The 23,771-nt window shown below is 70.7% G+C and carries 22 protein-coding genes; 10 read left to right on the top strand and 12 right to left on the bottom strand.

What is annotated here, in order from left to right; translation table 11 throughout:
- The first annotated feature begins 7 nt into the window (after positions 1–7).
- Positions 8–1,105, top strand: a complete 1,098-nt coding sequence (locus ACIBHY_RS46810; RefSeq protein ID WP_397310131.1) for an alpha/beta hydrolase — start codon at positions 8–10, stop codon at positions 1,103–1,105.
- 60 nt (positions 1,106–1,165) lie between these two features.
- Here the strand turns inward: ACIBHY_RS46810 and ACIBHY_RS46805 are convergent, their stop codons facing one another.
- The 6 genes from ACIBHY_RS46805 to ACIBHY_RS46780 all read right to left on the bottom strand — a co-directional run bounded on the left by ACIBHY_RS46805 (position 1,166) and on the right by ACIBHY_RS46780 (position 10,639).
- On the bottom strand, positions 1,166–2,020 hold the full coding sequence (locus tag ACIBHY_RS46805) for a hypothetical protein (RefSeq protein WP_397257627.1): 855 nt from the start codon (positions 2,018–2,020) through the stop codon (positions 1,166–1,168).
- A 146-nt stretch (positions 2,021–2,166) separates the two neighbouring features.
- Positions 2,167–3,453, bottom strand: coding sequence for a hypothetical protein (locus ACIBHY_RS46800; protein ID WP_397310130.1), 1,287 nt, complete (start codon positions 3,451–3,453; stop codon positions 2,167–2,169).
- Between the two features lie 51 nt (positions 3,454–3,504).
- Positions 3,505–4,698 carry a glycosyltransferase gene (locus tag ACIBHY_RS46795; protein ID WP_397310210.1) on the bottom strand — a complete coding sequence of 398 codons (1,194 nt, stop codon included), beginning with the start codon at positions 4,696–4,698 and terminating at the stop codon, positions 3,505–3,507.
- A 19-nt stretch (positions 4,699–4,717) separates the two neighbouring features.
- Complete coding sequence (locus ACIBHY_RS46790) at positions 4,718–6,175, bottom strand: MFS transporter (RefSeq protein WP_397310129.1); 1,458 nt, start codon at positions 6,173–6,175, stop codon at positions 4,718–4,720.
- Positions 6,172–9,024: an MMPL family transporter gene (locus tag ACIBHY_RS46785; RefSeq protein ID WP_397310128.1), complete on the bottom strand. Its 2,853-nt coding sequence runs from the start codon at positions 9,022–9,024 to the stop codon at positions 6,172–6,174. Before ACIBHY_RS46785 ends, ACIBHY_RS46790 begins: the two co-directional genes overlap by 4 nt.
- The gene (locus ACIBHY_RS46780) at positions 9,017–10,639 is read right to left on the bottom strand and encodes a fatty acyl-AMP ligase (protein ID WP_397257636.1); all 1,623 of its coding nucleotides are present in this window, start codon (positions 10,637–10,639) and stop codon (positions 9,017–9,019) included. Before ACIBHY_RS46780 ends, ACIBHY_RS46785 begins: the two co-directional genes overlap by 8 nt.
- Positions 10,640–10,746: 107 nt before the next feature.
- Between ACIBHY_RS46780 and ACIBHY_RS46775 the strand changes: the two genes are divergently transcribed.
- Positions 10,747–11,994 (top strand): MFS transporter, encoded by a 1,248-nt coding sequence (locus tag ACIBHY_RS46775; RefSeq protein WP_397257638.1) that lies wholly within the window; start codon positions 10,747–10,749, stop codon positions 11,992–11,994.
- A gap of 512 nt (positions 11,995–12,506) precedes the next feature.
- Here ACIBHY_RS46775 and ACIBHY_RS46770 read toward each other — a convergent pair.
- Entirely contained in the window at positions 12,507–13,613 is a 1,107-nt protein-coding gene (locus ACIBHY_RS46770) for an NAD(P)/FAD-dependent oxidoreductase (RefSeq protein ID WP_397310127.1), read from the bottom strand.
- Between the two features lie 41 nt (positions 13,614–13,654).
- Positions 13,655–14,284 carry a hypothetical protein gene (locus tag ACIBHY_RS46765; RefSeq protein WP_397257642.1) on the bottom strand — a complete coding sequence of 210 codons (630 nt, stop codon included), beginning with the start codon at positions 14,282–14,284 and terminating at the stop codon, positions 13,655–13,657.
- 90 nt (positions 14,285–14,374) lie between these two features.
- Here ACIBHY_RS46765 and ACIBHY_RS46760 point away from each other — a divergent pair, with 90 nt between their 5' ends.
- From ACIBHY_RS46760 to ACIBHY_RS46725, 8 genes are all read left to right on the top strand, one after another.
- A complete protein-coding gene (locus ACIBHY_RS46760) occupies positions 14,375–15,004 on the top strand; it encodes an IclR family transcriptional regulator (protein ID WP_397257644.1) in 630 nt (209 codons plus the stop codon).
- Between the two features lie 77 nt (positions 15,005–15,081).
- Positions 15,082–16,242: a homogentisate 1,2-dioxygenase gene (locus ACIBHY_RS46755; RefSeq protein WP_397257646.1), complete on the top strand. Its 1,161-nt coding sequence runs from the start codon at positions 15,082–15,084 to the stop codon at positions 16,240–16,242.
- A complete protein-coding gene (locus tag ACIBHY_RS46750; protein ID WP_397310126.1) occupies positions 16,239–16,994 on the top strand; it encodes a hypothetical protein in 756 nt (251 codons plus the stop codon). The genes ACIBHY_RS46755 and ACIBHY_RS46750 overlap by 4 nt, the downstream gene beginning before the upstream one ends.
- Positions 16,981–18,093 (top strand): fumarylacetoacetase, encoded by a 1,113-nt coding sequence (fahA, locus tag ACIBHY_RS46745; protein ID WP_397310125.1) that lies wholly within the window; start codon positions 16,981–16,983, stop codon positions 18,091–18,093. Before ACIBHY_RS46750 ends, fahA begins: the two co-directional genes overlap by 14 nt.
- 73 nt (positions 18,094–18,166) lie before the next feature.
- Positions 18,167–19,360 carry an Ig-like domain-containing protein gene (locus ACIBHY_RS46740; RefSeq protein ID WP_397257651.1) on the top strand — a complete coding sequence of 398 codons (1,194 nt, stop codon included), beginning with the start codon at positions 18,167–18,169 and terminating at the stop codon, positions 19,358–19,360.
- Between the two features lie 54 nt (positions 19,361–19,414).
- Positions 19,415–19,846 carry an NfeD family protein gene (locus ACIBHY_RS46735; RefSeq protein WP_397257653.1) on the top strand — a complete coding sequence of 144 codons (432 nt, stop codon included), beginning with the start codon at positions 19,415–19,417 and terminating at the stop codon, positions 19,844–19,846.
- 4 nt (positions 19,847–19,850) lie between these two features.
- A complete protein-coding gene (locus ACIBHY_RS46730) occupies positions 19,851–20,924 on the top strand; it encodes an SPFH domain-containing protein (RefSeq protein WP_397257655.1) in 1,074 nt (357 codons plus the stop codon).
- A gap of 191 nt (positions 20,925–21,115) precedes the next feature.
- Positions 21,116–21,547 carry an ASCH domain-containing protein gene (locus tag ACIBHY_RS46725; protein WP_397310124.1) on the top strand — a complete coding sequence of 144 codons (432 nt, stop codon included), beginning with the start codon at positions 21,116–21,118 and terminating at the stop codon, positions 21,545–21,547.
- Between the two features lie 252 nt (positions 21,548–21,799).
- Here ACIBHY_RS46725 and ACIBHY_RS46720 read toward each other — a convergent pair whose 3' ends face one another.
- From ACIBHY_RS46720 to ACIBHY_RS46705, 4 genes are all read right to left on the bottom strand, one after another.
- Positions 21,800–22,021, bottom strand: a complete 222-nt coding sequence (locus tag ACIBHY_RS46720; RefSeq protein ID WP_397310123.1) for a TetR/AcrR family transcriptional regulator C-terminal domain-containing protein — start codon at positions 22,019–22,021, stop codon at positions 21,800–21,802.
- Positions 22,018–22,410, bottom strand: a complete 393-nt coding sequence (locus ACIBHY_RS46715; RefSeq protein WP_397310122.1) for a TetR family transcriptional regulator — start codon at positions 22,408–22,410, stop codon at positions 22,018–22,020. The genes ACIBHY_RS46720 and ACIBHY_RS46715 overlap by 4 nt, the downstream gene beginning before the upstream one ends.
- A gap of 149 nt (positions 22,411–22,559) precedes the next feature.
- Positions 22,560–23,153 carry a hypothetical protein gene (locus ACIBHY_RS46710; RefSeq protein WP_397310121.1) on the bottom strand — a complete coding sequence of 198 codons (594 nt, stop codon included), beginning with the start codon at positions 23,151–23,153 and terminating at the stop codon, positions 22,560–22,562.
- Positions 23,150–23,737, bottom strand: a complete 588-nt coding sequence (locus ACIBHY_RS46705) for an RNA polymerase sigma factor (RefSeq protein WP_397310120.1) — start codon at positions 23,735–23,737, stop codon at positions 23,150–23,152. Before ACIBHY_RS46705 ends, ACIBHY_RS46710 begins: the two co-directional genes overlap by 4 nt.
- Positions 23,738–23,771 lie beyond the last annotated feature (34 nt).

Raw genomic sequence — 23,771 nt, 5'->3', positions numbered from 1 at the left:
ACCCACCATGCGATCGCGCGCCCTGACGGCCCTGGCCATCACGTTCGTCCTCGCCGCCGGCGCCACGCCCGCGGTGGCCGATCCCGACTGGTCGATCGTGCCGGAGGGCGGGCCGACGAAGGCGCCGGCCGTACCGGAGAGCGCCCAGCGAAGCGTGCCCTGGCAGAAGGCGCTGCCCGGCAGCGCCCGGGTGGTGCGCGAGCGGTGGCTCGGGCCGCGCACGCTGGACATCCTCATCTCCTCGCCGTCGATCGGGCGGATGACGCCGGTACGCCTGCTGCTGCCCAAAGGCTGGTCGAAGTCGGCGAAGCGGACCTGGCCGGTGCTGTACCTGCTGCACGGCGGCGCCGACGACTACACCTCCTGGACCCGGATGACCGACGTCGCGGCGTTCACCGAGAACGTGGACGCGATCGTGGTCATGCCGGAGGCGGGACGGGCGGGAAACTACTCGGACTGGTACAACGGCGGCCGCGGCGGCACCCCGAAATGGGCCACCTTCCACACCTACGAGGTACGCCGCCTGGTGGAGATCGGCTACCGGGGCGGCACGCGGCGCGCCATCGCGGGCCTGTCCATGGGCGCCTACGGCGCGATGAAGTACGCGGCCCGCTACCCCGGGATGTTCCGCTTCGCCGGCTCCTACAGCGGCATCCTGGCCACCGAACTCCCCGGCATCCCCGAGATCATCATGAACGCGCAGGCCAGCGAGAAGCAGAACCCGAAGGCCCTGTGGGGCGACCCGGTCAAGGACAAGAAGATCTGGGCGATGAACGACCCGATGGCGCTCGCGCCGGGCCTGAAGGGCACGAGCCTGTACATCTCCAGCGGCACCACGAGCTTCCTCGGCCCGCTGGACCCGCCCGGCTCGCCCTGGCATCCGGCCCACCTGGGCGAGCCGATCTCGGCGTACACGGCGAAGGCGCTCTCGCGGCGGCTGAACGGGCTCGGCATCCGGCACACGCTCAACCTGTACGCCAACGGGACGCACACATGGCCGTACTGGACGAGGGAGTTCAAGGCGTCGTTCCCGATGATCCTGGCCGCGCTGGGAATCGGGAAGGGCGGGGCCAAGGACGGCTGGCAGCTCTCCAGCGGTCGTTGACCCCGCCCGACGCCGCCCGGCTCCGGGCATCCGCCGTGCGGCGTCATCCCCCTTCGGAGATCACCCGGGCGGGACCTGGCCGTTCTTGGCCACCGGCACGGCCAGCTGGGAGCGGCCGGTGAGCGTCGCCGTCTCGCCGGGAAGCTGCCCGAGCACGGGGTTGAGGTGGCGCAGGTTCAGCGTCACCGGCGCGGTGGTGGCGGCGTTGACGTCGTACTTCTCCAGGTCAAGCCAGCGCACGATGTTCAGCGTCGCGGCGGGGATGTTGTCGCCGCGTTTCTGCACGGGCACGCAGAGCTGGCGGGCGGCGAGGACCTGCACGTTCGCCGGTGGGATGTTGCTCAGCACCGGGTTGAGCTGCCTGAGGTTCAGCGTCCTGTTCATGACCGGGTTGGGGGTGAAGCCGTAGCACTCGAGGTCGATGTGGCGGATCACCGAAAGGACCTCGGCGGACGGGACCACGCCGTTCTTGGCCACGGGCACGCAGAGCTGTTGCGGCTGGTTCAGCACGACCTGCTTGCGCGGCTGGTCCTGCAGGACCGGGTTGAGGTGGTGGAGGACGATGGTCCTGTTGATCGACGGGCCGGTGATCCGGTAGCAGGACAGGTCGACGAATCTGACGAAGTCGAGTACGCCGGCCGGTGGAATCACATTGTTCTTCGCGACCGGAACACATAATTGTTCGCGGGCGCCGAGCGTGACCGTCTGAATGGGCAGGTCACCTAGTTGCGGATTGAGGTGCCTGAGCGTCAGGGTGGTTGCGGGCGGCTGATACGGGTTTGTTTTGAAGCAGTCCAGATCCAGGTTGGAGACGAAGGCCCGCGGAGTGGGCAGCACCAGCGCCGTGGCCGGCGGTGCCACGAGAATCGCCGTCGCGCAGATCGCGAAGGCGACGGATAACCAGCGTCGGACCATTGGGGTACCTCCTCGGTCGCGGGCCGTGCATTTGACGCCCTGACTTTCTGTCAGGAAATCGAGGAAGGCAAGGCCATTGTCCGCTCTTTGCCACCGAAAAGGAAAAGAAAAAGCCCGCGCCGGGCGCGGGCTCATTCTGATGCGGTTCAGGCGGCGCGTACGTACACCGTGGAGAAGACCTCGGCGAGCTTCTTCAGGTCGGTGGCCTGGTCGACCTCGGGCGTCGCCGGGTCGTAGATCGTGGCCAGCCTCGCCTTGACCGCGTCGAGCTTCTTGAGCTGCTCCCACGCGGCGTTGTCGGCCAGCTTGTCGCCCAGGACCCGGTTGACCGAGCCCTTGGCGTCCTGCCAGCGGGTCCAGAGGATGACGGTCTCGGCGGCGTCGGCCTGCAGCGGGGTGGCGACGCGGTCGGTGATGGTCTTCGTGGCCTGCTCGGCGGTCAGCTGGGAGGCACCGGGACCGGTGAAGACGGCGTCCTCGGCGGCGATGTGCGCCAGGGAGTCCCAGGCGCGGGCCCGTACCTGGATCCACTGGTTGCGCTGGGCCTCGGCGGCGTCGATCCGCCAGGTGGCGTACTCGGTGGACAGGTGGCCGTTGTCCAGGGCGAGCTGGTCGACCAGGCCCGCCTTCAGCCAGGCGCCGACCTTGTCGGGGTCGAGCAGCGGGTACTTCTTGCCGATCTCCGTCTTGCAGGCCTCGTTCGCGCCGCAGCCCAGGGCCGGGACGACGGTGTGGATGGCCAGCTTCTTGCCGGGCACGGCCTGGCGCAGCGCGTGGGCGGCCTCGGTGAGGAACTTGTCGAGTTCCTCGGCGGTCTGCAGCGTCTTGTTGTAGCCGACCTGCGAACTGAACCGCACGCCCACCACGCCCGGCTGGGCTGCCAGGGCGGCGACCTTCTTGGCGGCCTCGGCCAGCTTGCCGGCCTTCCAGTCGTCGGCGAGCTCGGCGTCGATCCACACCCGCATGCCGTCAGTGCGCGCGGTCTTGGCGCTCTGCCCTGCCGCGGTCTTCTCGGCGGCGGCGGCCTCGGTCGCCGAGACCTCGTCGGGGTCGATGTGGCACTTGGTGCCGTCGGGGCAGGCGTCCGGCGTACCGCCGTCCTCGGCCCCGTCCACGTCGGGCGAGCCGACGTCGTGCATCTCGCCGTCGCCTTCGAGGTTGGGGTCGCAGGCGTTCTCGGCCTCGCTGCAGTCGACGCCGACCTCGCTGTTGGGCCCGGCGTTCTTCATGTTCTCGCCGTCGTTGTCCAGCCAGAACCTCGCGATGTCGGCGGCCTCCTCGGGCGTGGCCAGCCACGTGCACATGACGTAGGCGGGCGTGTCGCTCGACATGAGGTCGTTGCAGCTGCGGGGGTCGTCCGCCGACCAGGCGGGGATCCCGATCCCCAGCATCGACAGTGCGAGTCCGGTGACGATGAGCGGACGAAGTCGCATGGCACCTACTCTGGGAGGATCAAGGGGGCATGAAGCACACTACTGGGACGATCAGCTCTCTTCAATGAGATCCACAGCGTTCTTCACTCCGTTTTCAGCGCGCAGTAACCGCCCGATGTGCTGCGATTTTTCCTCATATTGCGGTACGGCCCGCAGCCGCGCAGCCAGTTCCCCCGCCACCAACCGCGAGATCGGCAACGGCGGCGGCCCCGCCCCCAGCGCCGCCACCCGCAGCCCCCAGAACGGCTGATCGGAGAAGAACGGGCACACCACTCCCGGCACCCCCGCCCGCAGCGCCGCGCCCGTGGTCCCCGCCCCACCGTGGTGCACCACGGCCCGGACCCGCGCGAACAACGCCTCGTGCGCCACCTCCCCCACCGGCAGCACCGTCTCCGACCGCTCCACCGGCAGCCCCTGAACCACGGCCCGCACCCCGGCCAGCCGGAGCGCCACCCGAACCTGCTCGGCCGTCCGCGCCGGATCACCCGGCACCATGCTCCCGAACCCCACGTAGACCGGCGGCGGCCCCGCCTCCAGGAACGCGGTCAGCTCATCTCCGAGCTCCCCGCCGCCCCGCGTCCAGTAGCCGGTCTGCCGCACCTGGTCGGGCCAGTCCGCCGGGCGCGGCACCACATGCCCGCTGAACCCACACAAAACCGGCACCCGATCCCGCCGATCGGCCGCGAACGGACTTCCCCGCAACCTGCCCAGCCCGAGCGTCCGCGCCCGCAGCCGGTTCACCATCCGGCCCAGCACCAGCCAGCCGAGCCGCTCGACCAGGGCGTAGCTGGCCCTGTTCCCGAGACGGCCCAGGGTCCGCGCGGGGACGAGCGGGTTCGGGAAGGCCGTCGTGGGGTGGCCGGGCTGGAAATGCAGGATGCGGTACGGCATGCCGTACCGGTCGTGCAGATGCCTGCCGAAGGCGCCCAGAGCAGGAGCGAGCACCAGATCGGCCTTCCGGCAGGCCGCGTCCACCTCGCTCACGAGCGTCTCGGCGAGCGGCTCGACCACGGCTCTGAACCCCCGCACGAAGCCCAGCGGCCCGCTCTCCAGCCAGGCCCGCCCCTCGGCGCTCCCGGCCACCTCCACCGGATCCACGCTGAGCCCCGCGAACCCCACCCCGTCTTTGACCAGCGGCGCATACCGCCGCGCCGCCACGACCACCACGTCATGCCCGCGCCCGGCCAGCCCATGGGCCAGCGCCACACAGGGCTGCGTGTCCCCCCGCGACCCCAGACCCAGCACGGCCACCCTCACCGGACCCTCACGGCAGGCTCGACAGGCTGACCAGCGCCCCGCCCAGGACCAGCGCGGCAGCGGCGAGCAACCCGACGGTGTACCCGGCGGCGAACGTCCCCACGGCGTGCACCACCCCGCCCACCCCCGCGATCCCGAACAGCCCGGAGATCTCCCGGCTCACGCTGAACACCCCGCCCGCCACCCCGGCCCGCTCCCCCGGCACCGCACCGAGCACGGCCGAACCCAGCGGCATCGTCAACGCCGACCCCACCCCGATCGCGCAGACCGCGGGCAGCAGATCCCCCCACCCGTCCCCCGGCCGCAGAAAGGCCGCCACCACCATCCCCGCCGCCACCAGCAAAAGACCCGCCGCGACGGTACGCCCCGCTCCCGCCTGCCGCTCCACCCACGGCACCAGCGGCGCGACCGCCACCACCAGCAGGGCCAGCGGCACGAACGCCAGCCCGGAGGCCGACGGCGTGAACCCGAGAACGTCCTGCAGAAAGATCGCGGTGTAGAAGAACACCCCGTTCACCCCGAGCCCCCAGAGCACCTGCGCCACGACGCCGCCGCTGAAGCTCCGGACCCGGAACAGCGCCAGATCCACCATCGGCCGCGCCGCCCGCCGCTCCACCACCACGAACGCCACCCCGGCGACCAGGCTCACCACCAGGCCCGCGACGATGACCGGCCGGGCCCAGCCGTACTCAACCCCGTGGATCAGCACAAAGGTCCCGGCCCCCAGAAACACCCCAGAACACACCACCCCCGGCACATCCACCCCACCCCAGAACCCACCCCCAGTGCCAGAACGCGAGCCACCCGAACCAGAACCACCATCGCTCCCGGAGCCGGACCCCGGACTGGGACCGGCGTCGGTCCTGGAGCTGGAGTCGGAGTTGGGTTGGGGATCCTGGGGCAGGGCCACGAGCGCCAGCCCGATCACCACCGCCCCCAGCGGCACGTTGATCAGGAACACCCATCCCCAGTGCGCGTACTCGCTCAGATACCCGCCGACCACCGGCCCGAGCGCCAGCGCCGCCGCCCCGGAGGCCATCCACACCGCGATCCCCGCCGACCGCCGCCGCTCCCCGCAACCCGCCAGCACGGCCAACGTGGCAGGCAACACCATCGCCGCCCCCACCCCCTGCACCACCCGAGCCCCCACCAGCACCTCCACGGTCCCGGCCAATCCCGCGACCAGCGAAGCGGCGCTGAACACCGCCATCCCCGCCACCAGCACCCGCCGCCTCCCCCACAGATCCGCCAACCGCCCCCCGGCGAGCATCAGCCCGGCGAATGTGATCACGTACCCCGTGCCCACCCACTCCATGGCCGCCAGCCGCGCCCCCAGTTCCCGCCGTATCGTGGGCACCGCGACCGTCACCACGGTGTTGTCCAGCGTCGTCACGAACCCCGCCAGCCCCACCACCCCGAACAGCCCGGCCCAGGCCCCCTCCACCCGGGTGGCGGCGACCGTCACGACTCGACCTCCACCCAAACCCACCCACCCGGCACAGCCCTGACCACCCGGGTACGGCCGGCCGCAACCTTGACCCACCCCACCTCCACCTCCTTGACCGGCGCCGGAACCTCCCTCCGCGAGTAGGGCAACTTCCGCGAGGGCCCGGCCACCCCAGGCCCCTGCGCGCGCCCGGCCCCGGCCACACCGGACCCCGGTACGCGCCCGGCCGGCAGCTCCGCCCCACCCCCGGCCACCCCGGGCTCCGGCTCGTGTTCCGCCGCCACGGGTTCAGGGTCGGTATCGGCCCCGAACACCACCCGCCCGCTTACCCCTCCCTCGAAACCCCGGTCACCCAGAGCCCGGTCACCAGGGGCGCGCTCCGCTCCATCCGCCGCGGGTTCGCCCGTGCTCTCCCAATACCACCCGGGCCCGTCGGGATTCGGCCGGATGACCCGAGCCGGTGCCCCATCACCCGCGGCACCCGCATGACCCGCGGCGCCCGCCGTACCAGAGCGCCGAGCTCCACCGCCGTCCCGACCCGCCGACCCGGCGCCAAGAGCGCGGGGAGGCCCACCCTCAACCCCCGCCATCACACCCCGGCCGGCCCCGGCCAAGCCGCCGGCGAGCACCCCCGGCGAACCGCCCGAAGCTCCAGGCGAGCGGGCCGACACTCCACCGGCCGACTCGCCCCCATGGGGGTCGGGGAGGCGGGTGTGGAGGGATTGGAGCCAGCGGGGCATCCACCAGTTGACCCCGCCCATGAGGCGCATCGTCGCGGGCACCAGCAACGCCCGTCCCAGCGTGGCGTCCACGACGATGGCCACGAACATCCCCACGCCCAGCAGCTTCACGATCGTGATCCCCGCCGTGGAGAACGCCCCGATCACCACAAGAAGCAGCAAGGCCGCACTGGTGATGAGCCCGCCGGTCTTCTCCAGCCCGAGGGCCACAGCGGCGGCGTTGTCCCCCGTGCGCAGCCACTCGGTGCGCACCCGGGACAACAAGAACACCTCGTAGTCCATCGACAGCCCGAACACCACCGCCAGGATCAGCACGGTCGCGGTCGCCTCGATGGTTCCGGTCGGGGTGAAGCCGAGCGCGGAGGCCAGGTGCCCGTCCTGGAAGGCCCAGACGATGACGCCGAAGGAGGCGCCGATGGACAGGACGTTCATGAGCAGGGCCTTCAGCGGCAGCACCACCGAGCCGAACGCCATGAACAACAGCGCGAACGTCACCCCGCCCACGACCAGCGCCATCCACGGCAGGACGGCGGAGAGGCTGGCCATCAGGTCCATCTGGGCCGCGGTGGATCCACCCACGATGACGGCGCGCGTGTTGGGCTCGGGCGCCATGGACCGGATCAGGGTGACGATCCGCTGGGCGCGCGCGGACATGGGGTCGGCGTCGTAGCGGACCGACAGGCGGACGGCGCCGTTGGCCTGGGAGACTCCGGCCAGGTCGACGCCGGTGACGCCGTCGAGGGCGTCGATGCGGTCGGCGAACGGCTTCGCGTCCAGGGGGCTGACCGGGGTGAGGGCGGAGACGGGCGTGTACCCCTGCCCCACCGGCCCGGGGGTGACGGGTTCGGCCGCGAAGTGGCGTTCGATGAGGACGTGCACGTCGATGGCGGCCATGGAGTTGCGGGCGAAGTCGCGGTCGACGGCCTCGGCGACCTGGCGGGACTCGGCGGCGGCGGGCAGGACGCGGTGGTCGACGTTGCCGAACTTCACGTGGGCGAACGGCAGGGCCAGCGCCACCAGCACCGCCATCACCCCAACAAGGTAGATAACGGGCCTTTTCATGACACTGGCGGCGATACTTCGCCAGAAGGTGCCGTTTCCGGTGAAGACCGGGACCACCCGCACCGCGTCCACCCGCCGCCCCAGCACGCCCAGCACCGCGGGCAGCACCACGAGCGCCGACAGCATGGCCACGAGCACCACCGCCGCCGCCCCGAGCCCGATCGAGCGCAGGAACATCTGCGGGAACAGCAGCAGCCCCAGCAGAGCGGTGGCCACGGTGAGCCCGGAGAACGCCACGGTCCGCCCGGCCGTGGCCATCGTGCGTACGACGGCCTGCTCGTTGGTGGCGCCCCGCCGTACCTCCTCCCTGAAGGCGCTCAGCACGAACAGCGAGTAGTCGATCGCCAGCCCCAGCCCGAGCATGGTGACGACGTTGAGCGAGAAGACGGAGACCTCGGTCACCTCGGTCAGCAGCCGCAGCAGGACCAGCGCGCCGAGCACGGACAGCAGCCCGACCAGCAGCGGCAGCCCCGCGGCGACCAGGCTGCCGAAGACGATCACCAGAAGCACGAGCAGCACCGGCATCGAGATGGCCTCGGCTCTGGCCAGGTCGCGGCCGGTCTGGTCGTTGAGCTCCTTGACCAGGGGCACCGAACCGCCCACCTTGACCTGAAGGTTCTCGACGGCGAGGCGGTCCCTGATCTCGGCGTAGGCGCGCTGCTTGGTCTGCGGGCCGCCACGCAGGGTGATCAGCGCGTAGGTGGAGTGCTCGTCCTTGGAGACCATCCGGGGGGAGGCGGTGGTCCAGTAGGTGGCGAGCTTGCGCACGTGCGCGGCGGGCAGGCGGCGCAGCGAGTCGTGCACCGCCTTCTTGAACCTCGGGTCGGCGACCCTGACCTTCGGATGCCGGTACAGGACGACGACGTCGGGCGAGTTGCCGCTGTACCAGGCGTCGTTCCAGCGCGCGGCCGTGGTCGAGTCGGCCCTGGGGTCCTCGAACCCGCCGTCCACCATCCGCCCGAACAACTCCATGCCGAACGGCGCGGCCAGCACCGCCAGGGCGAGGCTCAGCACCAGCAGCGTCCACCTGCCGCGATAGACGATCCGCCCGGCCGACTCAAACAAAGGCGTCCTCCAGGTAGGCCCGCAGGCAGGCCCGCCGCGCGATCTTCCCGCTGGATGTCCTCGGTACGGCTCCCGCCGCCGCCAGCACCACGTCGTGCACGGCCAGATCGTGCTTCCTGGCCACGGCGGCCCGTACGAGCCTGGTCACCTCGGCCGGTTCCGCCTCCAGCCCGCGCCGGGAACGCTCGGCCACCACGACCACCCGTTCCCCCTGCTCGCCCGGCACCGCGAAGGCGGCCACGTGATCGCGCCGCACCGCCTCGCACGCCTCCTGAACGGTGGCCTCGATGTCCTGCGGGTAGTGGTTGCGCCCGTCGACGATGATCAGGTCCTTGATCCGCCCGGTCACGTAGAGCTCGCCCTCGTGGATGACTCCGAGGTCGCCGGTGCGCAACCAGCCCGACCCGAACACCTCGGCGCTGCGCTCGGGGTCGCGCCAGTAGGCGCGGGCGACGTTCGGCCCCTGGACGCGGATCTCGCCGACGTGCCCGTCCGGCGCGTCGACGCGGACCAGCTGCCCGGTCGGCCGCCCGCAGGAGACGAGCGTGCTCTTGGCACCCGACGTGTACGCCACCGCCCGCCCCTCCCCGAGCGCCTCCCGGTCGAACTCGGTGACCTTGGCGACCTCGTCACAGCCGACGGCCGAGACGAACACGGTGGCCTCGGCCAGGCCGTACGCGGGAGTGTGAGCCTGCGGCCGCAGCCCGCAGCGCGCGAACGCGGCGTGGAAGGCTGCGCCGGTGCCGGGCCTGACCGGTTCGGCGCCGTTGAGCATGACCCGCACGCCGGACAGGTCCAGCCCGTCCTTGTCGGCCTCGCTCACCCGCGCGGCGGTGTATTCGTAGGCGAAGTTGGGCCCGCCGGTGTAGACGTCGTCGAACGCGCTGAGCAACCGCAGCCAGCGCACCGGGTGCATGACGAAGGCGACCGGGTCCATGAACGCCACCTGGTTGCCCCCGACAATGGGCAGCGCGATGGTGGCGATCAGCCCCATGTCGTGGAAGAGCGGCAGCCAGAGCGCGGCGACGGACGAGCGCGGCTTGGCGTCGAAGGCCTCCCAGAGCTGCAGGGCGTTGGCCTCCACGTTGCCGTGGGTGATCTCCACGCCGGTGGGCTGCCGGGTGGAGCCGGAGGTGTACTGCAGGTAGGCGAGGTCGTCAGGCCCGAGCGCCACCTCGTCCCACTCCTCGGCGAGCAGGTCGGAGACGGTGTCCACGGCGAGTACGGCCGCGCCGTCCGCGAAGGCCCGCACGCCGGGCAGCGCGGGCGTGGTCGTGAGCGTGAGGGCGGGCTCGGCGTCGGTGTAGGCGCGGGCCAGCCTCTCGGCGTGGCCGGGCAGGTCGGGGGCGAACAGCGGCACCGCGACGACCCCGGCGTACAGGGTCCCGATCATGGCCACGACGTAGTCGAGCCCCTGGGGCGCGAGGATGGCCACCCGGTCACCCGGCCCGGCCAGCTCCCGCACGCGTACGGCCAGCGCGCGGGCCCTGCGGTCCACCTGCCGCCAGGTGAGCGTGTGCCACGCCCCGTCGCCCAGATGGTCCACGAAGGTATAGGCGGGCGCGTCGGGGATCTCCCTGGCCCATCGGGCGACTCGCCGTATCAGCACGCTCACGATCCAGCAAATTACGGCAGATAGCACCGCGTTTCTTGCCAATCGCCTGCACATTCCAAAGCCGGTCTTGTTACCCGCCGACAGAAATGCCGCAGGCAGGCGGAACAATGGCGCGAGTGCAGAGCTTTCGCCAGGATCTCGGGCTTCTCCGGGATCACCGTTTCACCCTCCTGCTGTCGGCCAGGACTATCTCGGTCCTCGGCAGCGCCTTCGCGCCGGTGGCGCTGGCGTTCGGCGTGCTCGGGCTGCCCGGGGCGAACGCGTCCACGCTGTCGGTGGTGCTGACCGCCCAGTCGCTGCCGATGGTGCTGTTCATGCTGGTCGGCGGGGTGATCGCGGACCGCTTCCCCCGGCAGCTCGTCATGATGACCGGCGAGTGGGTCAACTGCGCCGCCTACGCCGCGCTGGCCGCGATGTTGTTCACCGGCTGGACGCCCCTGCCCGCGCTGGCCACCGCCGCCGCCCTCGGCGGCATCGCGATGGCCGTGCTCTTCCCCGCCCTCACCGGCATCATCCCCGAGGTCGTGCCCGCCGACCGGCTGCAGACCGGCAACGCGCTGCTCGGCCTGGGCGCCAACACCTCCCGCGTGGCCGGGGCGGTGCTCAGCGGCATCACTGTGACGCTGGTCGGCGGGGCCTGGGCGCTGGCGGTGAGCGGGCTGATGTTCGGCGTCTCCGGGCTGCTGATCCAGTTCCTCCGCCTGCCGCCGCACGTGCGGGCCGGCGCCGCGCGGCCCTCGGTGCTGCGCGACCTGAAGGACGGGTGGACGGAGTTCCGCTCCCGGCAGTGGCTGTGGGTGGTGGTGGCCCAGTTCTCCGTCATGGTCATGGCCCTGCAGGCGGCCCACGGAGTGCTGGGGCCGCTGCTGGCCAAGGAGCATCTCGGCGGCGCGGGCGCCTGGTCGGCCGTGCTCGCAGGGGAGGCCGTGGGCACGCTGGTCGGTGTGGTGGTGGCGTTGCGGCTGCGGCCGAGGCGGCCCATCCTGGTCGCCACACTGCTGTGCTTCCCGTCGGCGCTGCCGTACCTTCTGCTGGGGGTGGACGCGCCGCTGTGGGTGGTGGTGGCGGGGGCCTTCTTGCTCGGGATCTGCTTCGACGTGTTCGGCGTGCTGTGGCAGACCACGTTGCAGCGGGAGGTGCCGCCCGAGGCGCTGTCGCGGGTGAGCGCCTACGACGCGCTGGGGTCGTTGATGTTCGGGCCGCTCGGCTTGTTGCTGGCGGGCCGCCTGGCGGTCATGGTCGACGCGAGGTCGGCCATGCTGGTCTGCGCGGGCGTGGTCGTGGTGTCGACGGCCGCGGCCCTTCTCTCACCGGGTGTACGCAACCTGCGGGCGCCGGAGTTCCCCGAGAAGTAGTCGTTGGCGCTCGGCTGGAACATCAGCGCGACCGCCCCCAGCACCGCGGTCAGGTGGAGCACCCGGCTCACGCCCATGGCGAGGTCGGCCGCGCTGGCCGAGGTCAGGGCCTCCGTGAGGCCGCCGCCGGCCATGAAGTACCGGATCGGCTCGATGACCAGCGAGATCGTGCCGAACACGCCCAGGGTCGCGGTCAGTGTGAGCCTTGCCCAGTTCTTGCCCCTTCGCAGGGCCAGGGCGAGGTAGATGGCGGCGGCGTAGATCGCCAGGCGCAGGCCGAGACCCCCGGCGAGCTCGCCCACGCTCGCCTCGCCGCTGATCAGCGGACCGCTGACGGCGATCGCGGTCTCGGCGGCGCCGAGCGCGACCGCGGTGAGCCACAGGCCCGCGGCGGTGCGGACGGAGTGCGGAGCAGACATCTTCGTTCCCTTCCGAGTTCCTTCCCGAAGTGTCCGCCGCGATCACCGTCCTGATCTGCCCCGCACTCCCCCGAAGCGCTGGTAGGGCTGGCCTTACCTGGACTCTCCGCTGGTCCGCAGGCCCCTGTTCGGCACCCGTTCGCCCAGCCCGAAGCGGGCGTCCGGGGCGTGCTCGCCGTCCAGGACTCCGGCCACGTACGCGGCCAGCGAGGGCGCGTGCTTGAACCCGTGCCCGGAGTCCCCGCCCAGCAGCCACACGCCCGGCGCGGTCTCGGCGATGATCCACTCCGCGTCGGGCGTGAGCGCGTACTGGCAGACCTGGCTGAACAGCACCGGCGCGCCGGCCAGCGAGGGGAACCTGCGCGCCAGATACGTCCTGGCCCGCTCCACGCCGGCGGCGTCCACGGTGCGCGGGCCGTGCTCCGGCTCGTACGGCTCGCCCTCCACGTCGGAGGTGGCCTTCATCCCCACCCCGTCCACGTCGCCGTGCCCGTAGAACGAGGCGCTGTGATCCACGAAGGCGGGCATCCCCGGCACGGTCCACGCGGCCGGCACCGCGAAGTGCAACGTGTCCTGCTTGGTGACGGTCAGCGGCGCGTCGAACAGCTCCGGCATCCACGCCCCGGTCGCCCAGACCACTCGGTCCGCGGTGAGCTTCCGCCCGTCGATCACGACTCCGCCGTCCGCGGGCAGCGCCCGTGCCCTGACGAGCTGCGCCCCGGCCCGTACGGCCAGCGCCGCCGTCACCTGGGTGGCCCGCCGCGCCCTGACCACCCCGGCCTTCGGCTCCCAGAGCAGGAAGCTGAGCCCGTCGGGCCGGAACTCGGGGAAGAACCTGCCCCCTTCCGACGGCTCCAGCACCTCGCAGGGGATGTCCAGGTTCTTCAGCATCCGGGCGCTGGCCTGCTCCCACCCGTCGGGATCCTGGGCCAGCCATAGCATCCCGGCCTCGTGGTAGAGCTGCTCACCGGCCCGTTCCTCCAGGCGGCGCCATCCGTCGAGCGCCTGCCAGAAGGACCGGGCGTACCATTCGCCGTCGCCGTGCGCGGCGCGCAGGAGCCGGGTCTCGCCCGCGCTGGCCTGCCGTACGTGCCCGGGTTTGTGCTGTTCGATCAGCGTCACTTGCCAGCCTGTTTCGGCCAGCCGCAATGCCAGCGACGCACCCCAAATACCCGCTCCGACCACGATGACCGATTTCATGCCACCACCGTGGCCGCTCGACGCCGCCCGCCGCAAGGCCCTCAGACCACGATCATCTTCACCACGACGCCCGCGCAGTTGCCCGCCACGCAGATGCGCACGGGGATCTCGAAGTGCCCGCTCGCGGCCGGGACACCGCCGACATGACCGTCAGGGCCGATGCTCACGCCCTCAGGCAGCTTGTCGTAGTCCGTCACGGTGAACGTGGGCAGGACGCCGGTCGGGCCCCCGTTGATCGAGATCTCCCCGTTCATCGGCTCCCCGACCTTGCCGGGGAAGGTGAGGTTGCGCGGCTCCCATGGAACGTTCCGATAGACGATGAGCGTGATCGTGTCCTCGGCGCAGGTGCGCCCGCGGCAGAGCTCGATCGGCGAGGAGAAGGTGCCGGGTCTCAGCGGCTTGCCCTGCAGGCTGCCGCTCTCGTCCACCCGGACGCCGGGCGCCACCTCTTTGGGCCGGATCTGGGCCTGCTCGTCGAAGGGCAGGACCCGCTCGCCGACCTCGATGCCCAGGGTGGCGTAGAACGTGGTCTCGACCAGCAGGCCGGGCTTGGATGTCCGGGGCGGGCTCATGCCGTTGCTGCGGATCAGGGAGGACGCCCGCTCCCCGACCGAAGGCAGAGCGGGGATCAACGCACAGATAGCCAGCCCGCCGATCAGGACAAGCCACATTTGCCGCATATTTACCCCCCGGTCCGACTAACCGGGTACTTACCCGCTTCGGTGCGGAGCGTCACACCAGCACCACGCATAATCAACAGCATGGCCGCAGAATCCGCCCAGACCCTGGAGCGCGGGCTCCGCCTGCTCCGGCTGCTCGCCGACGGGCACGGGGGCCGCACGCCCACCGAACTGGCCGCCTCGCTGGAGCTGAGCAGGCCGGTGGTGTACCGGCTGGTCACGACGCTGATGAACGAGGGTTTCGCGCGCCGGGACGCCGAGGGCCGGGTGCATCTCGGGTTCGGGGTGCTGGTGCTGGCGCAGGCCGTACAGCCGCTTCTGCGGGCGGCGGCGCTGCCGACGCTGCGGCGCCTGGCCGAGGAGGTGGGCGCCACCGCGCACCTGACCGTGGCCGAGGGCGACGACGGGCTCGCGGTCGCGGTCGTCGAGCCGTCCTGGACCGACCTGCACGTGGCCTACCGCGAGGGCTCGCGGCACCCGCTGGCCAAGGGCGCGGCGGGCCAGGCCATCCTCGCGATGCGCGGCGGCAACACCGGGTATCAGGTGACGGAGGGCCAGCTCCAGGAGGGTGCCCGCGGCATCGCCGCGCCGGTCACGGGACTGCCGTGGCTGGAGGCGTCCGTGGGGGTGGTGAGCTTCGGCGGACTCGCCGAGGGCACCGGTCCCCGCGTCCTGGTGGCCGCCGGGGAACTCGCCGCCGCCCTTGGTTGACAGTACGGCCCGCCATGAAGGACGGTAGTTACACATAGAGGACATAAGTGTCCGATAACCGGACGGAGTTGAGAGAGATGCCGTACTACCGGCTCGTAGGCGAGGTACCCAGGAAGCGCCACGTGCAGTTCCGGCGCCCGGACGGCGGCCTGTACGCCGAGGAGCTCATGGGCGAAGAGGGCTTCTCATCCGACTCCTCCCTGCTCTACCACCGCCATCTCCCCACCGCGATCGTCAAGGCCGAGGCGGTCGAACCGCTCCTGCCCACCACGACCAGCGCGAACCTGCCGCTCTCCCCGCGCCACTTCCGCACCCAGGACCTCGCCTCCGCCGGAGACCTGGTGACCGGCCGGATGCTGCTGTCCGCCAACGGAGACGTCCGATTGTCGTACGCCACCAGCGACCGCCCCAGCGAGCTGTACCGCAACTCCATGGGCGACGAGTGCGTCTACATCCAGCGCGGCAACGTGCGCTTCGAGTCCACCTACGGCGTCATCGAGGCCGCGGAGGGCGACTACGTCGTCATCCCCACCGGCACCATTCACCGGTGGGTGCCGTCCGGCACCGTGAACGTGCTCGCCATCGAGGCCTCCGGGCACATCAGGCCGCCCAAGCGCTACCTGTCGCAGTACGGCCAGTTCCTGGAGCACGCCCCCTACTGCGAGCGCGACCTGCGCACCCCGCAGGAGCCCTTCACCGCCGAGGGCGAGGAGGTCCCGGTCCTCGTCCGCACCCGCGGCGGGCTGACCAGGCTCGTCTACCGCAACCACCCGTTCGACGTGGTCGGCTGGGACGGCTACCTCTACCCCTACGCCTTCAACATCAACGACTTCGAGCCGATCGTGAAGAAGACGCACGCGCCGCCGCCCGTGCACCAGACGTTCGAGGGCCCCGGCTTCGTGGTCTGCTCGTTCATGCCGAGGCCGCTCGACTTCCACCCCGACGCGGTGCCGATCCCCTACAACCACCACAACGTGGACTCCGACGAGTTCATGTTCTACGTCGGCGGCGACTACTCCGCCCGCGCGGGCTCCGGCATCGACGTCGGCTCGATCTCCCTGCACCCGGCCGGCTTCACCCACGGCCCGCAGCCGGGAGCGGTCGAAGCCGTCATCGAGGCCGGCGCCACCCACACCAGCGAGATGGCCGTCATGGTCGACACCTTCCGCCCGCTCGACCTCGGCCAGGGCGCGCTGTCGTGCGAGGACCCCGGCTACGCCTGGACCTGGGCACGATGAACACCCTTTTCACGGCCCTCGTCGACGACGCCGGCCTGTTCCCGCCGACCTCGCTGCACATGGACGAGGCCCTCGCCCGCCACCAGCGCGACCTCGAAGCGGCCAGCCCCCTGCTCACCCACCGCTTCCTGTGCCCGGCCTCCCGCCTCGACACACTGCGCCGCGCCGAGCCCCGCCCCACCCGCATGGGCCTGATCCTCGACACCGACGAACCGCCCGCCTTCGCCGACCTCCCCATCGACTTCGTGGAGGTACGGCTGCCGCCGGAAGAAGCCGGCCGCCTGGACCTGCCCGACGGCGTCCGCCTGTTCATCGAGGTACCGCCCCGATCCCGGGTCACCGACCTGCCCGAGGGAGCCGGGCTCAAGGTGCGCTGCGGCGGAATGACCGCCGACGCCTTCCCGCCCGCCGAGCACCTGGGCGCCTTCATCACCCACTGCGTGGACAACGACATCCCGTTCAAGGCCACGGCCGGGCTGCACCACGCCGTACGCCACTTCGACCCCGCGCTCGGCGTCGACCGGCACGGCTTCCTCAACCTCGTGCTCGCCGTCTGCGAGGCCGTGGAGCACCGCGATCCCGTGCCCGTCCTGCGCACGACCGACGTCGGTCACCTGGTACGGCTGGCGCTGGCCGTACCGGAGGAGAGCGCGAAGCGCGCCCGCGAACTGCTGGTCAGTTACGGCTCGTGCAGCACCAGCACGCCCATCGACGACCTCAAGACGCTAGGAGTGATCAGTGACGGAGCGTAGGTGGGGCGTCGAGAACCTGCCCTACGGGGTGTTCTCCCGCCGGGGCGAGGCCCCGCGCGTGGGCGTGCGCTTCGAGGACCGCGTCCTGGACCTGTCCGCGTTTCTGCACGACGAGGTGTTCGCCACCGGCAGCCTCAACGCCTTCATGGCCCGCGGGCGGCACGCCTGGCACGACACCCGCGCGCTAATCCAGGCCAAGCTGACCGACGACCTCTCGCTGGCCGAGCCACACCTGATCCCGCTCGACCAGGTCACGCTCCACCTGCCCGTCGAGGTCGCCGACTACGTCGACTTCTACGCCTCGGTCGACCACGCCACCAACATGGGCAAGATGTTCCGGCCGAACGCGGAGGCCCTGCTGCCCAACTGGCGCCACCTGCCCGTCGGCTACCACGGTCGCTCGGGGACCGTGGTGGTCTCGGGCACGCCGGTCACACGGCCCAGCGGGCAGTTGCGTGCCGGGGTGTTCGGGCCGTGCGCCAAGCTCGACATCGAGGCCGAGCTGGGCTTCGTGGTCGGCACGCCGTCCGCGATCGGCGCTCCCGCCGGGGCGTTCGAAGACCACGTGTTCGGCGTGACGCTGCTCAACGACTGGAGCGCCCGCGACATCCAGGGCTGGGAGGCGCAGCCGCTCGGGCCCTTCCTCGGCAAGTCGTTCGCGACCTCGATCTCGCCGTGGGTGACGCCGCTGGAGGCGCTGCCGCGGGTGCCGGGGCGCGCGCAGGATCCGGCGCCGCTCGACTATCTGCGCAGGCAGGGCGACTGGGGGCTGGACATCGAGCTGGAAGTCCTGCTCAACGGGGTTGTGGTGTCGCGGCCGCCGTACCGGAGCATGTACTGGACGCCGGACCAGATGCTCGCCCACATGACCGTGAACGGCGCGGCGCTGCGGACCGGCGACCTCTACGGCAGCGGCACGATCTCCGGGCCCGAGCCAGGACAGCGCGGCTCGCTCATGGAACTGAGCTGGAACGGCACCGAGCCGATCAAGCTGCCCGACGGGTCGGTGCGCACATTCCTGGAGGACGGCGACGCGGTGACCATCACCGCCACCGCCGGCGGGCTCGGCCTGGGGGAGGTTTCCGGAACTGTCCGGTAGGTGACTCAACGTGCTCAAGTCGTGACTCACCGCTACTCTAGGAGCTCCCCGCCCCCAGGAATCCAGGAGTGAGATGCGGCGTGCCGCGGCGTACTGTCTCGTCGTCCTGCTCACGGCCGTGGGGTGCTCCTCGGTCACGGCCGAGACGCCCGCGGCCGCGCCTCCGGTGATCACCACCTTTCCGGCCTTCGACTCCGACCGCGCCCGGCCGGACCGCGGTCTCGTGGTCAAGGCCGGCGGCGGCACGTTGCGCCAGGTCCTCGCGTACGCCGCGGGCCGCCCGGTGCCCGGAGCCCTCGACCCGAGCGGCACCACCTGGCGTTCCAGGTGGGCTCTGGAGCCCGACACCGAGTACGCGGTGACCGCGACCGCCGCCACCGCCGGCGGTCCTTCGTCCATCGCCATGGGCCGCTTCCGCACCCGCGCCGCCGGCCGGGCCTTCAACGTCTCCTCCGTCTCGCCCCTGCCCGGCGAGGAGGTCGGGGTCGGCATGCCGATCATCGTCACCTTCGACGGCCCCGTCCGCGACAAGGCCGCCGTCGAGCGCGCGCTGGAGGTCGCCGCGGCCAAGCCGATCGAGGGCGCCTGGCGCTGGACCGGCGACACCCAGGTCGTCTATCGCACCAGCCGCTTCTGGCCGGCCCGGCAGAAGGTCACCTTCACCGCCCACCTGACCGGCGTACGCGCCTCCCCCGGCGTCTTCGGCACCGGCGACCACACACTCGCCTTCACCGTGGGCCGCAAGCAGACCAGCACCGTCGACACCCGCACCCACCAGATGGTGGTCAGGCGCGACGGCCAGGTCGTCCAGAACATGGCCATCAGCGCCGGCATGGCCACCACCCGCGAATACACGACCACCAGCGGAGTCCATCTCACGATGGACAAGGGAAACCCGGTGCGCATGGTGTCCCCGGGACGGAAGAAAGGCGATCCCGGCTTTTACGACCTGATGATCGACCACGCCGTGCGCATCTCGAATTCCGGCGAATACGTGCATGCGAAGAACAACGTCTGGGCCCAGGGCCGGGCCAATGTCAGCCACGGCTGCATCAATTCCCGCCCTGACCAGGCAGCCTGGTTCTTCGCCAACTCCCTGCGCGGCGACCCCGTCAGCATCACCGGCACCGACCGCCCACTCGAATGGAACAACGGCTGGGGCTTCTGGCAGCTTTCCTGGGAGAAATGGCAGCTGGGCAGCGCACTTCACGATCCGGCATCCGGCGGCGGATGGGTGCAACAAGCGCCCGCTCCAGGTTTAACGTAGGAGGGGGAACACCAAGCAGACCTAGGCCCGTTCACCTGTCAGGAGGGCCAACGCATGGAAGATTGGGTCATCTGGATAATCCTCGCCGTCGTGCTCGGTGTGGCGGAAATCTTCACCCTCACGGCCGCTCTGGGCATCCTTGGCGTCGCATCTCTCTTGACCGCCGCCACCGCGGCACTAGGCCTGCCCATTCCGCTTCAACTGCTCGTCTTCACCCTGTCGTCGGCGGCCGGGCTGTTCACGGTCCGGCCCATCGCCATGCGGCACATCCGCCAGCCCCAGCTCAAGCGCTTCGGCATCGAGGCGCTGGTCGGCAAGCCCGCGTACGTGATCTCCGAGGTCACCGGCCGCGACGGCAGAGTGCGCATCGGTGGCGAGGAATGGTCCGCACGCGCCTATGACGAAACGCTGGTCATCCCCACCGGGGCGACCGTCGACGTCATCGAGATCGAGGGCGCCACCGCCCTCGTCTATCCCCGGGAGTGATCATATGGAGCTGCTGATCGTCGGCTTGGTCATCGCCCTCTTCGCGGTGATCACGGTACTCAAAGCGGTACGCATCGTGCCGCAGGCGAGGGCCCGCAACGTCGAGCGGCTCGGCCGGTACCACCGCACACTCAAACCCGGACTCAACTTCGTCATCCCCTACGTCGACCGCGTCTACACGATGATCGACCTGCGCGAGCAGGTCGTCTCCTTCCGGCCCCAGCCGGTCATCACCGAGGACAACCTCGTCGTCGAGATCGACACCGTCCTCTACTTCCAGGTCACCGACCCACGCGCGGCCGCCTACGAGATCGCCAACTACATCCAGGCCGTCGAACAGCTCACCGTCACCACCCTCCGCAACGTCGTCGGCTCCATGGACCTGGAGAAGACCCTCACCTCCCGCGACACCATCAACAGCCAACTGCGCGGCGTCCTCGACGAGGCCACCGGCAAATGGGGCCTGCGCGTCAACCGGGTCGAGATCAAGGCGATCGACCCGCCCAAGACCATCAAGGACGCGATGGAGAAGCAGATGCGGGCCGAACGCGACAAGCGGGCCGCCATCCTCACCGCGGAAGGCCAGCGCCAATCCCAGATCCTCACCGCGGAAGGCGACAAGCAGGGCCGCATCCTGCGCGCCGAAGGCCAGCGCACCGCCGCCATCCTCGAAGCCGAAGGCCAGTCCCGCGCCATCGACCAGGTCTTCCAGGCCGTCCACCGCAACGACCCCGACCCCAAACTGCTCGCCTACCAGTACCTCCAGGTACTGCCGCAGCTCGCTCAGGGCGAAGGCAACACCTTCTGGGTCATCCCCAGCGAGGTGACCTCCGCGCTGCAGGGCGTGTCCAAGGCGTTCACCGAAGCCCTGCCCCGCTCGGCCGCCACCCGAGACGAGATCACGGACGCGTCGGCGGCCGATGAGGAAGTGGCCAAGGCCTCGGAGGCGGCAGCCGAAGCCGTGGCCTCCGCCCAGGAAGCCGAGAAGCCCGGGCTGCCCCGGCAGTTGGGCGCGGCCGTACCGGAGCCATCCCCCTTCCCCGACCTCGAAAAAGACCCCCAACCGCGCAACCCCTAAAGGCAAGGAGCTCCGCTACGCTCCGCGCGTTCTTCCAGTCGGGCCGGGGGCCCGACCCCTGAAGGACCTCGCTCCGCTCGGGCAGCCTTCCTGAGGTCCCACCCCTTGCCCATCTGGGTGGTCAGGCAGTTGGAGCCCACCCTCCACCCAGTTGGGCGGCGTGGGTTCCGCGTTGGAAGGCAGCCCATTTGATGCTCGCCGACCCCAAGCACTTCTACCGCTCCTATAACTCCGCCGAACTGGACAGGATCATGACCGCGCGCCCCTCGGCAAGGACGGGCGTGCGCGCCCGCGAGATGAACCTCTACCGCCGTTACTTCGACCTGGTCGCCGACGGCTCCAAGACCGTCGAAGTGCGCGTGCGGTACCCCAACCTGCGCACGCTCAAGGCCGGCGACCATATCCGGTTCGTGTGCGGCCGCGACGACGCCCTCACCCGCGTCACACGTGTCGCCCGCTACACCAGCTTCGAGGAGATGCTGGACGCCGAGGGGCCTGAGCAGGTGAACCCGACCAGCTCGCGCGAGCAGCAGCTGGCCGACATCCGCCGCATCTACGGCCCCGAGAAGGAAGCCCTTGGTGTCCTGGCCATCGAGATCGAGCTCATCGAAGCCACCCCTTAGAGGCATTCGTGGGTTGCCGTTCGTATCGAGGATGAGTCGGGTGGCGAGGAAGGCGAACACTGCGGGTTCGTCCAGAGGCAGGGTGGCTGGTGTGGGGAGGGTCGGTCAGCCAGGGCTGGGGCGGCCGTGGCGCCAGTAGCCGATGAAGGCGATGTCCCTTTTCTCGATGTGCCGGTCGACGGGCTCAGCCGGACGTTGGCGAGGACGTTCAGGGGGTGGTACGCCGTCCTCTGGCCCGCTTGACCTTGGGGATCACCTCTGGGCCTCGGCCAGGCGGAGGCGTACACCGCCGAGGACGAGCTCCAGGCCGTACGCGAAACGTTCCTCGGGGTCGGCGGTGATCATACCTTCGACGGCGCGGCGCAGTTCGGTGTCGGCCAGTTCGCTTCCGCGCCGCTCCCAGTCGCCGGCCTCGCGCTGGGCCTGCTCCTCGATGGTGTGGCCGAGCACGTAGTACAGGGCGGTGAAGATCACCCATCCGGCCCGGTCGAGCGGGAAGCCGGCGTCGGTGAGGATACTGAGGGCCGGTGGCCGCCGCGCACGGTGTTCGGCTCGGTCACGTACGTACCCGCGACCACGCGGGCGCCGTCGCGGTGGGCGAGCATGGCTCGGCGCAGGCGGTGGGCGATCTCCGCCAGCTGGGCGTCCCACGGGCCGGGGGTGTGCGGGGTCTCGGTCGCCGTGCCGATGATCCGGTCGGCCATGGCACCGAGCAGGGCCTCTTTGTTCTTGAAGTGCCAGTAGATGCCGCCGGCCTGGACGCCCAGCCGCGCGCCCAGTTCGCGCATGGTCAGCCCGTCCAGGCCGTCGGTGTCGAGGAGGGCCAGAGCTCCCGTCACGACGTCCGCACGCTTCAGTTGCATGCGGGGAGGGTGACACGGAACTTGAACACCGTTCAATCCTGAACGTCGTTCAAGTGAGTGGCATCACACCGCCCAGATGACGGGCTCCCCAGGCCCAGATCCGGAAGCCGGTGAGGGTGCTGGGCCGGCGGGCCTGGGGAGTGGTCGCGTCAGTCGACTTCGAGGGGGGCGCCGTCGCTGTCGACCAGTTCGCAGGGGGTCACGGGGCCGTTGGAGATGCCGTCCCAGATGCCGGCCACCACGTGCCGTTCGTCCTTGCCCACGGCGAACATCAGCACGCCCGTCTGGCCAGGGCCGATCTTGGCGAGGTCGAGCTGGAAGCCGGGGTCGTCGCTCAAGTCCACGGTGGACGGGAAGACGGTGAGCCTGGACTGCTCCCGCGGCACCCAGCTGTCACTGCGCTTCTTCGGGCTGCACTGCTTGCCCTGCGGCACGAAGTCGACCACCACGTTGTAGCCCATGCCCTTGAGGTTGGCCTCCAGGCCCTTGGGGTCCTTGGCCTCGTTGATGGTGACGGTGAGGGTGCCGTCGGGGTTCTTCTCCACGGCGTGGGCGGGCGCGCCGCCGCCCAGGACCAGCGGGAGGGCCACGGCCGCCGCGGCGGCCGCGCCCAGCACCGGGGCCAGGATCATCGGGCGGAACAACTTGCGGCGCGGCCGGGGCTGGATCTCTGCCATCACGAACTCCTTCAGGTCACGGTGACGGCCGCCGGGAAGGTCGCGCTCCTCCGGGAAGACGTTCATGGGGTGCTCTCCTTGACGGACCGGACCGCGGTACCGCGGTCACCTCTTACCTGTCGGCGGGCGGCGGCGAGTTCCCATTTCTTGCGGGCCCGCGACAAGCGGGAGCGGACCGTGCCCACGGGGACGCCGAGCGCCTCGGCCGCCTCCGCGTAGTCGAGGCCCGCGCCCACGCACAGGGCGAGGACGTCCTGCTCGTGTTCGCGCAGCCGTACGAAGGCTTCGCGCGCGTCGTCCAGGCGCTGGGCGTCGGCCACCCGCTCGATCAGCTCGTCGGCGAAGTCGGGGACGATCTCCGGTCTGGGCATTCTGGCCATCGCGTCCTGGTGTCTTCGGGCGGAACGCCGCAGGTTGCGGGCCACGTTGGTGGCCACGCCCAGGAGCCAGGGGCGCAGGGAACCGCCTTCCGGTTCGATCCGCTCCCGCAGCCGCCAGGCTTCCAGGAACGTCAGCGACACCACGTCCTCGGCGGCCGACCAGTCGCCGGTCAGCCGGTAGGCGTGGTTGTAGACGGCCTTGGCGAACTCGTCGAACAGGTTGCCGAAGGCCTGCTGGTCTCCGTCCCGGATCCGGGCACGCGTCGTCACATCCACACTCTTTACTGTCCGTGGATGTCCGGGG

The organism is Nonomuraea sp. NPDC050547 (genome assembly GCF_044457345.1).
Taxonomy (GTDB): Bacteria; Actinomycetota; Actinomycetes; order Streptosporangiales; family Streptosporangiaceae; genus Nonomuraea.
This window is presented reverse-complemented; position numbering and strand designations above follow the sequence as displayed.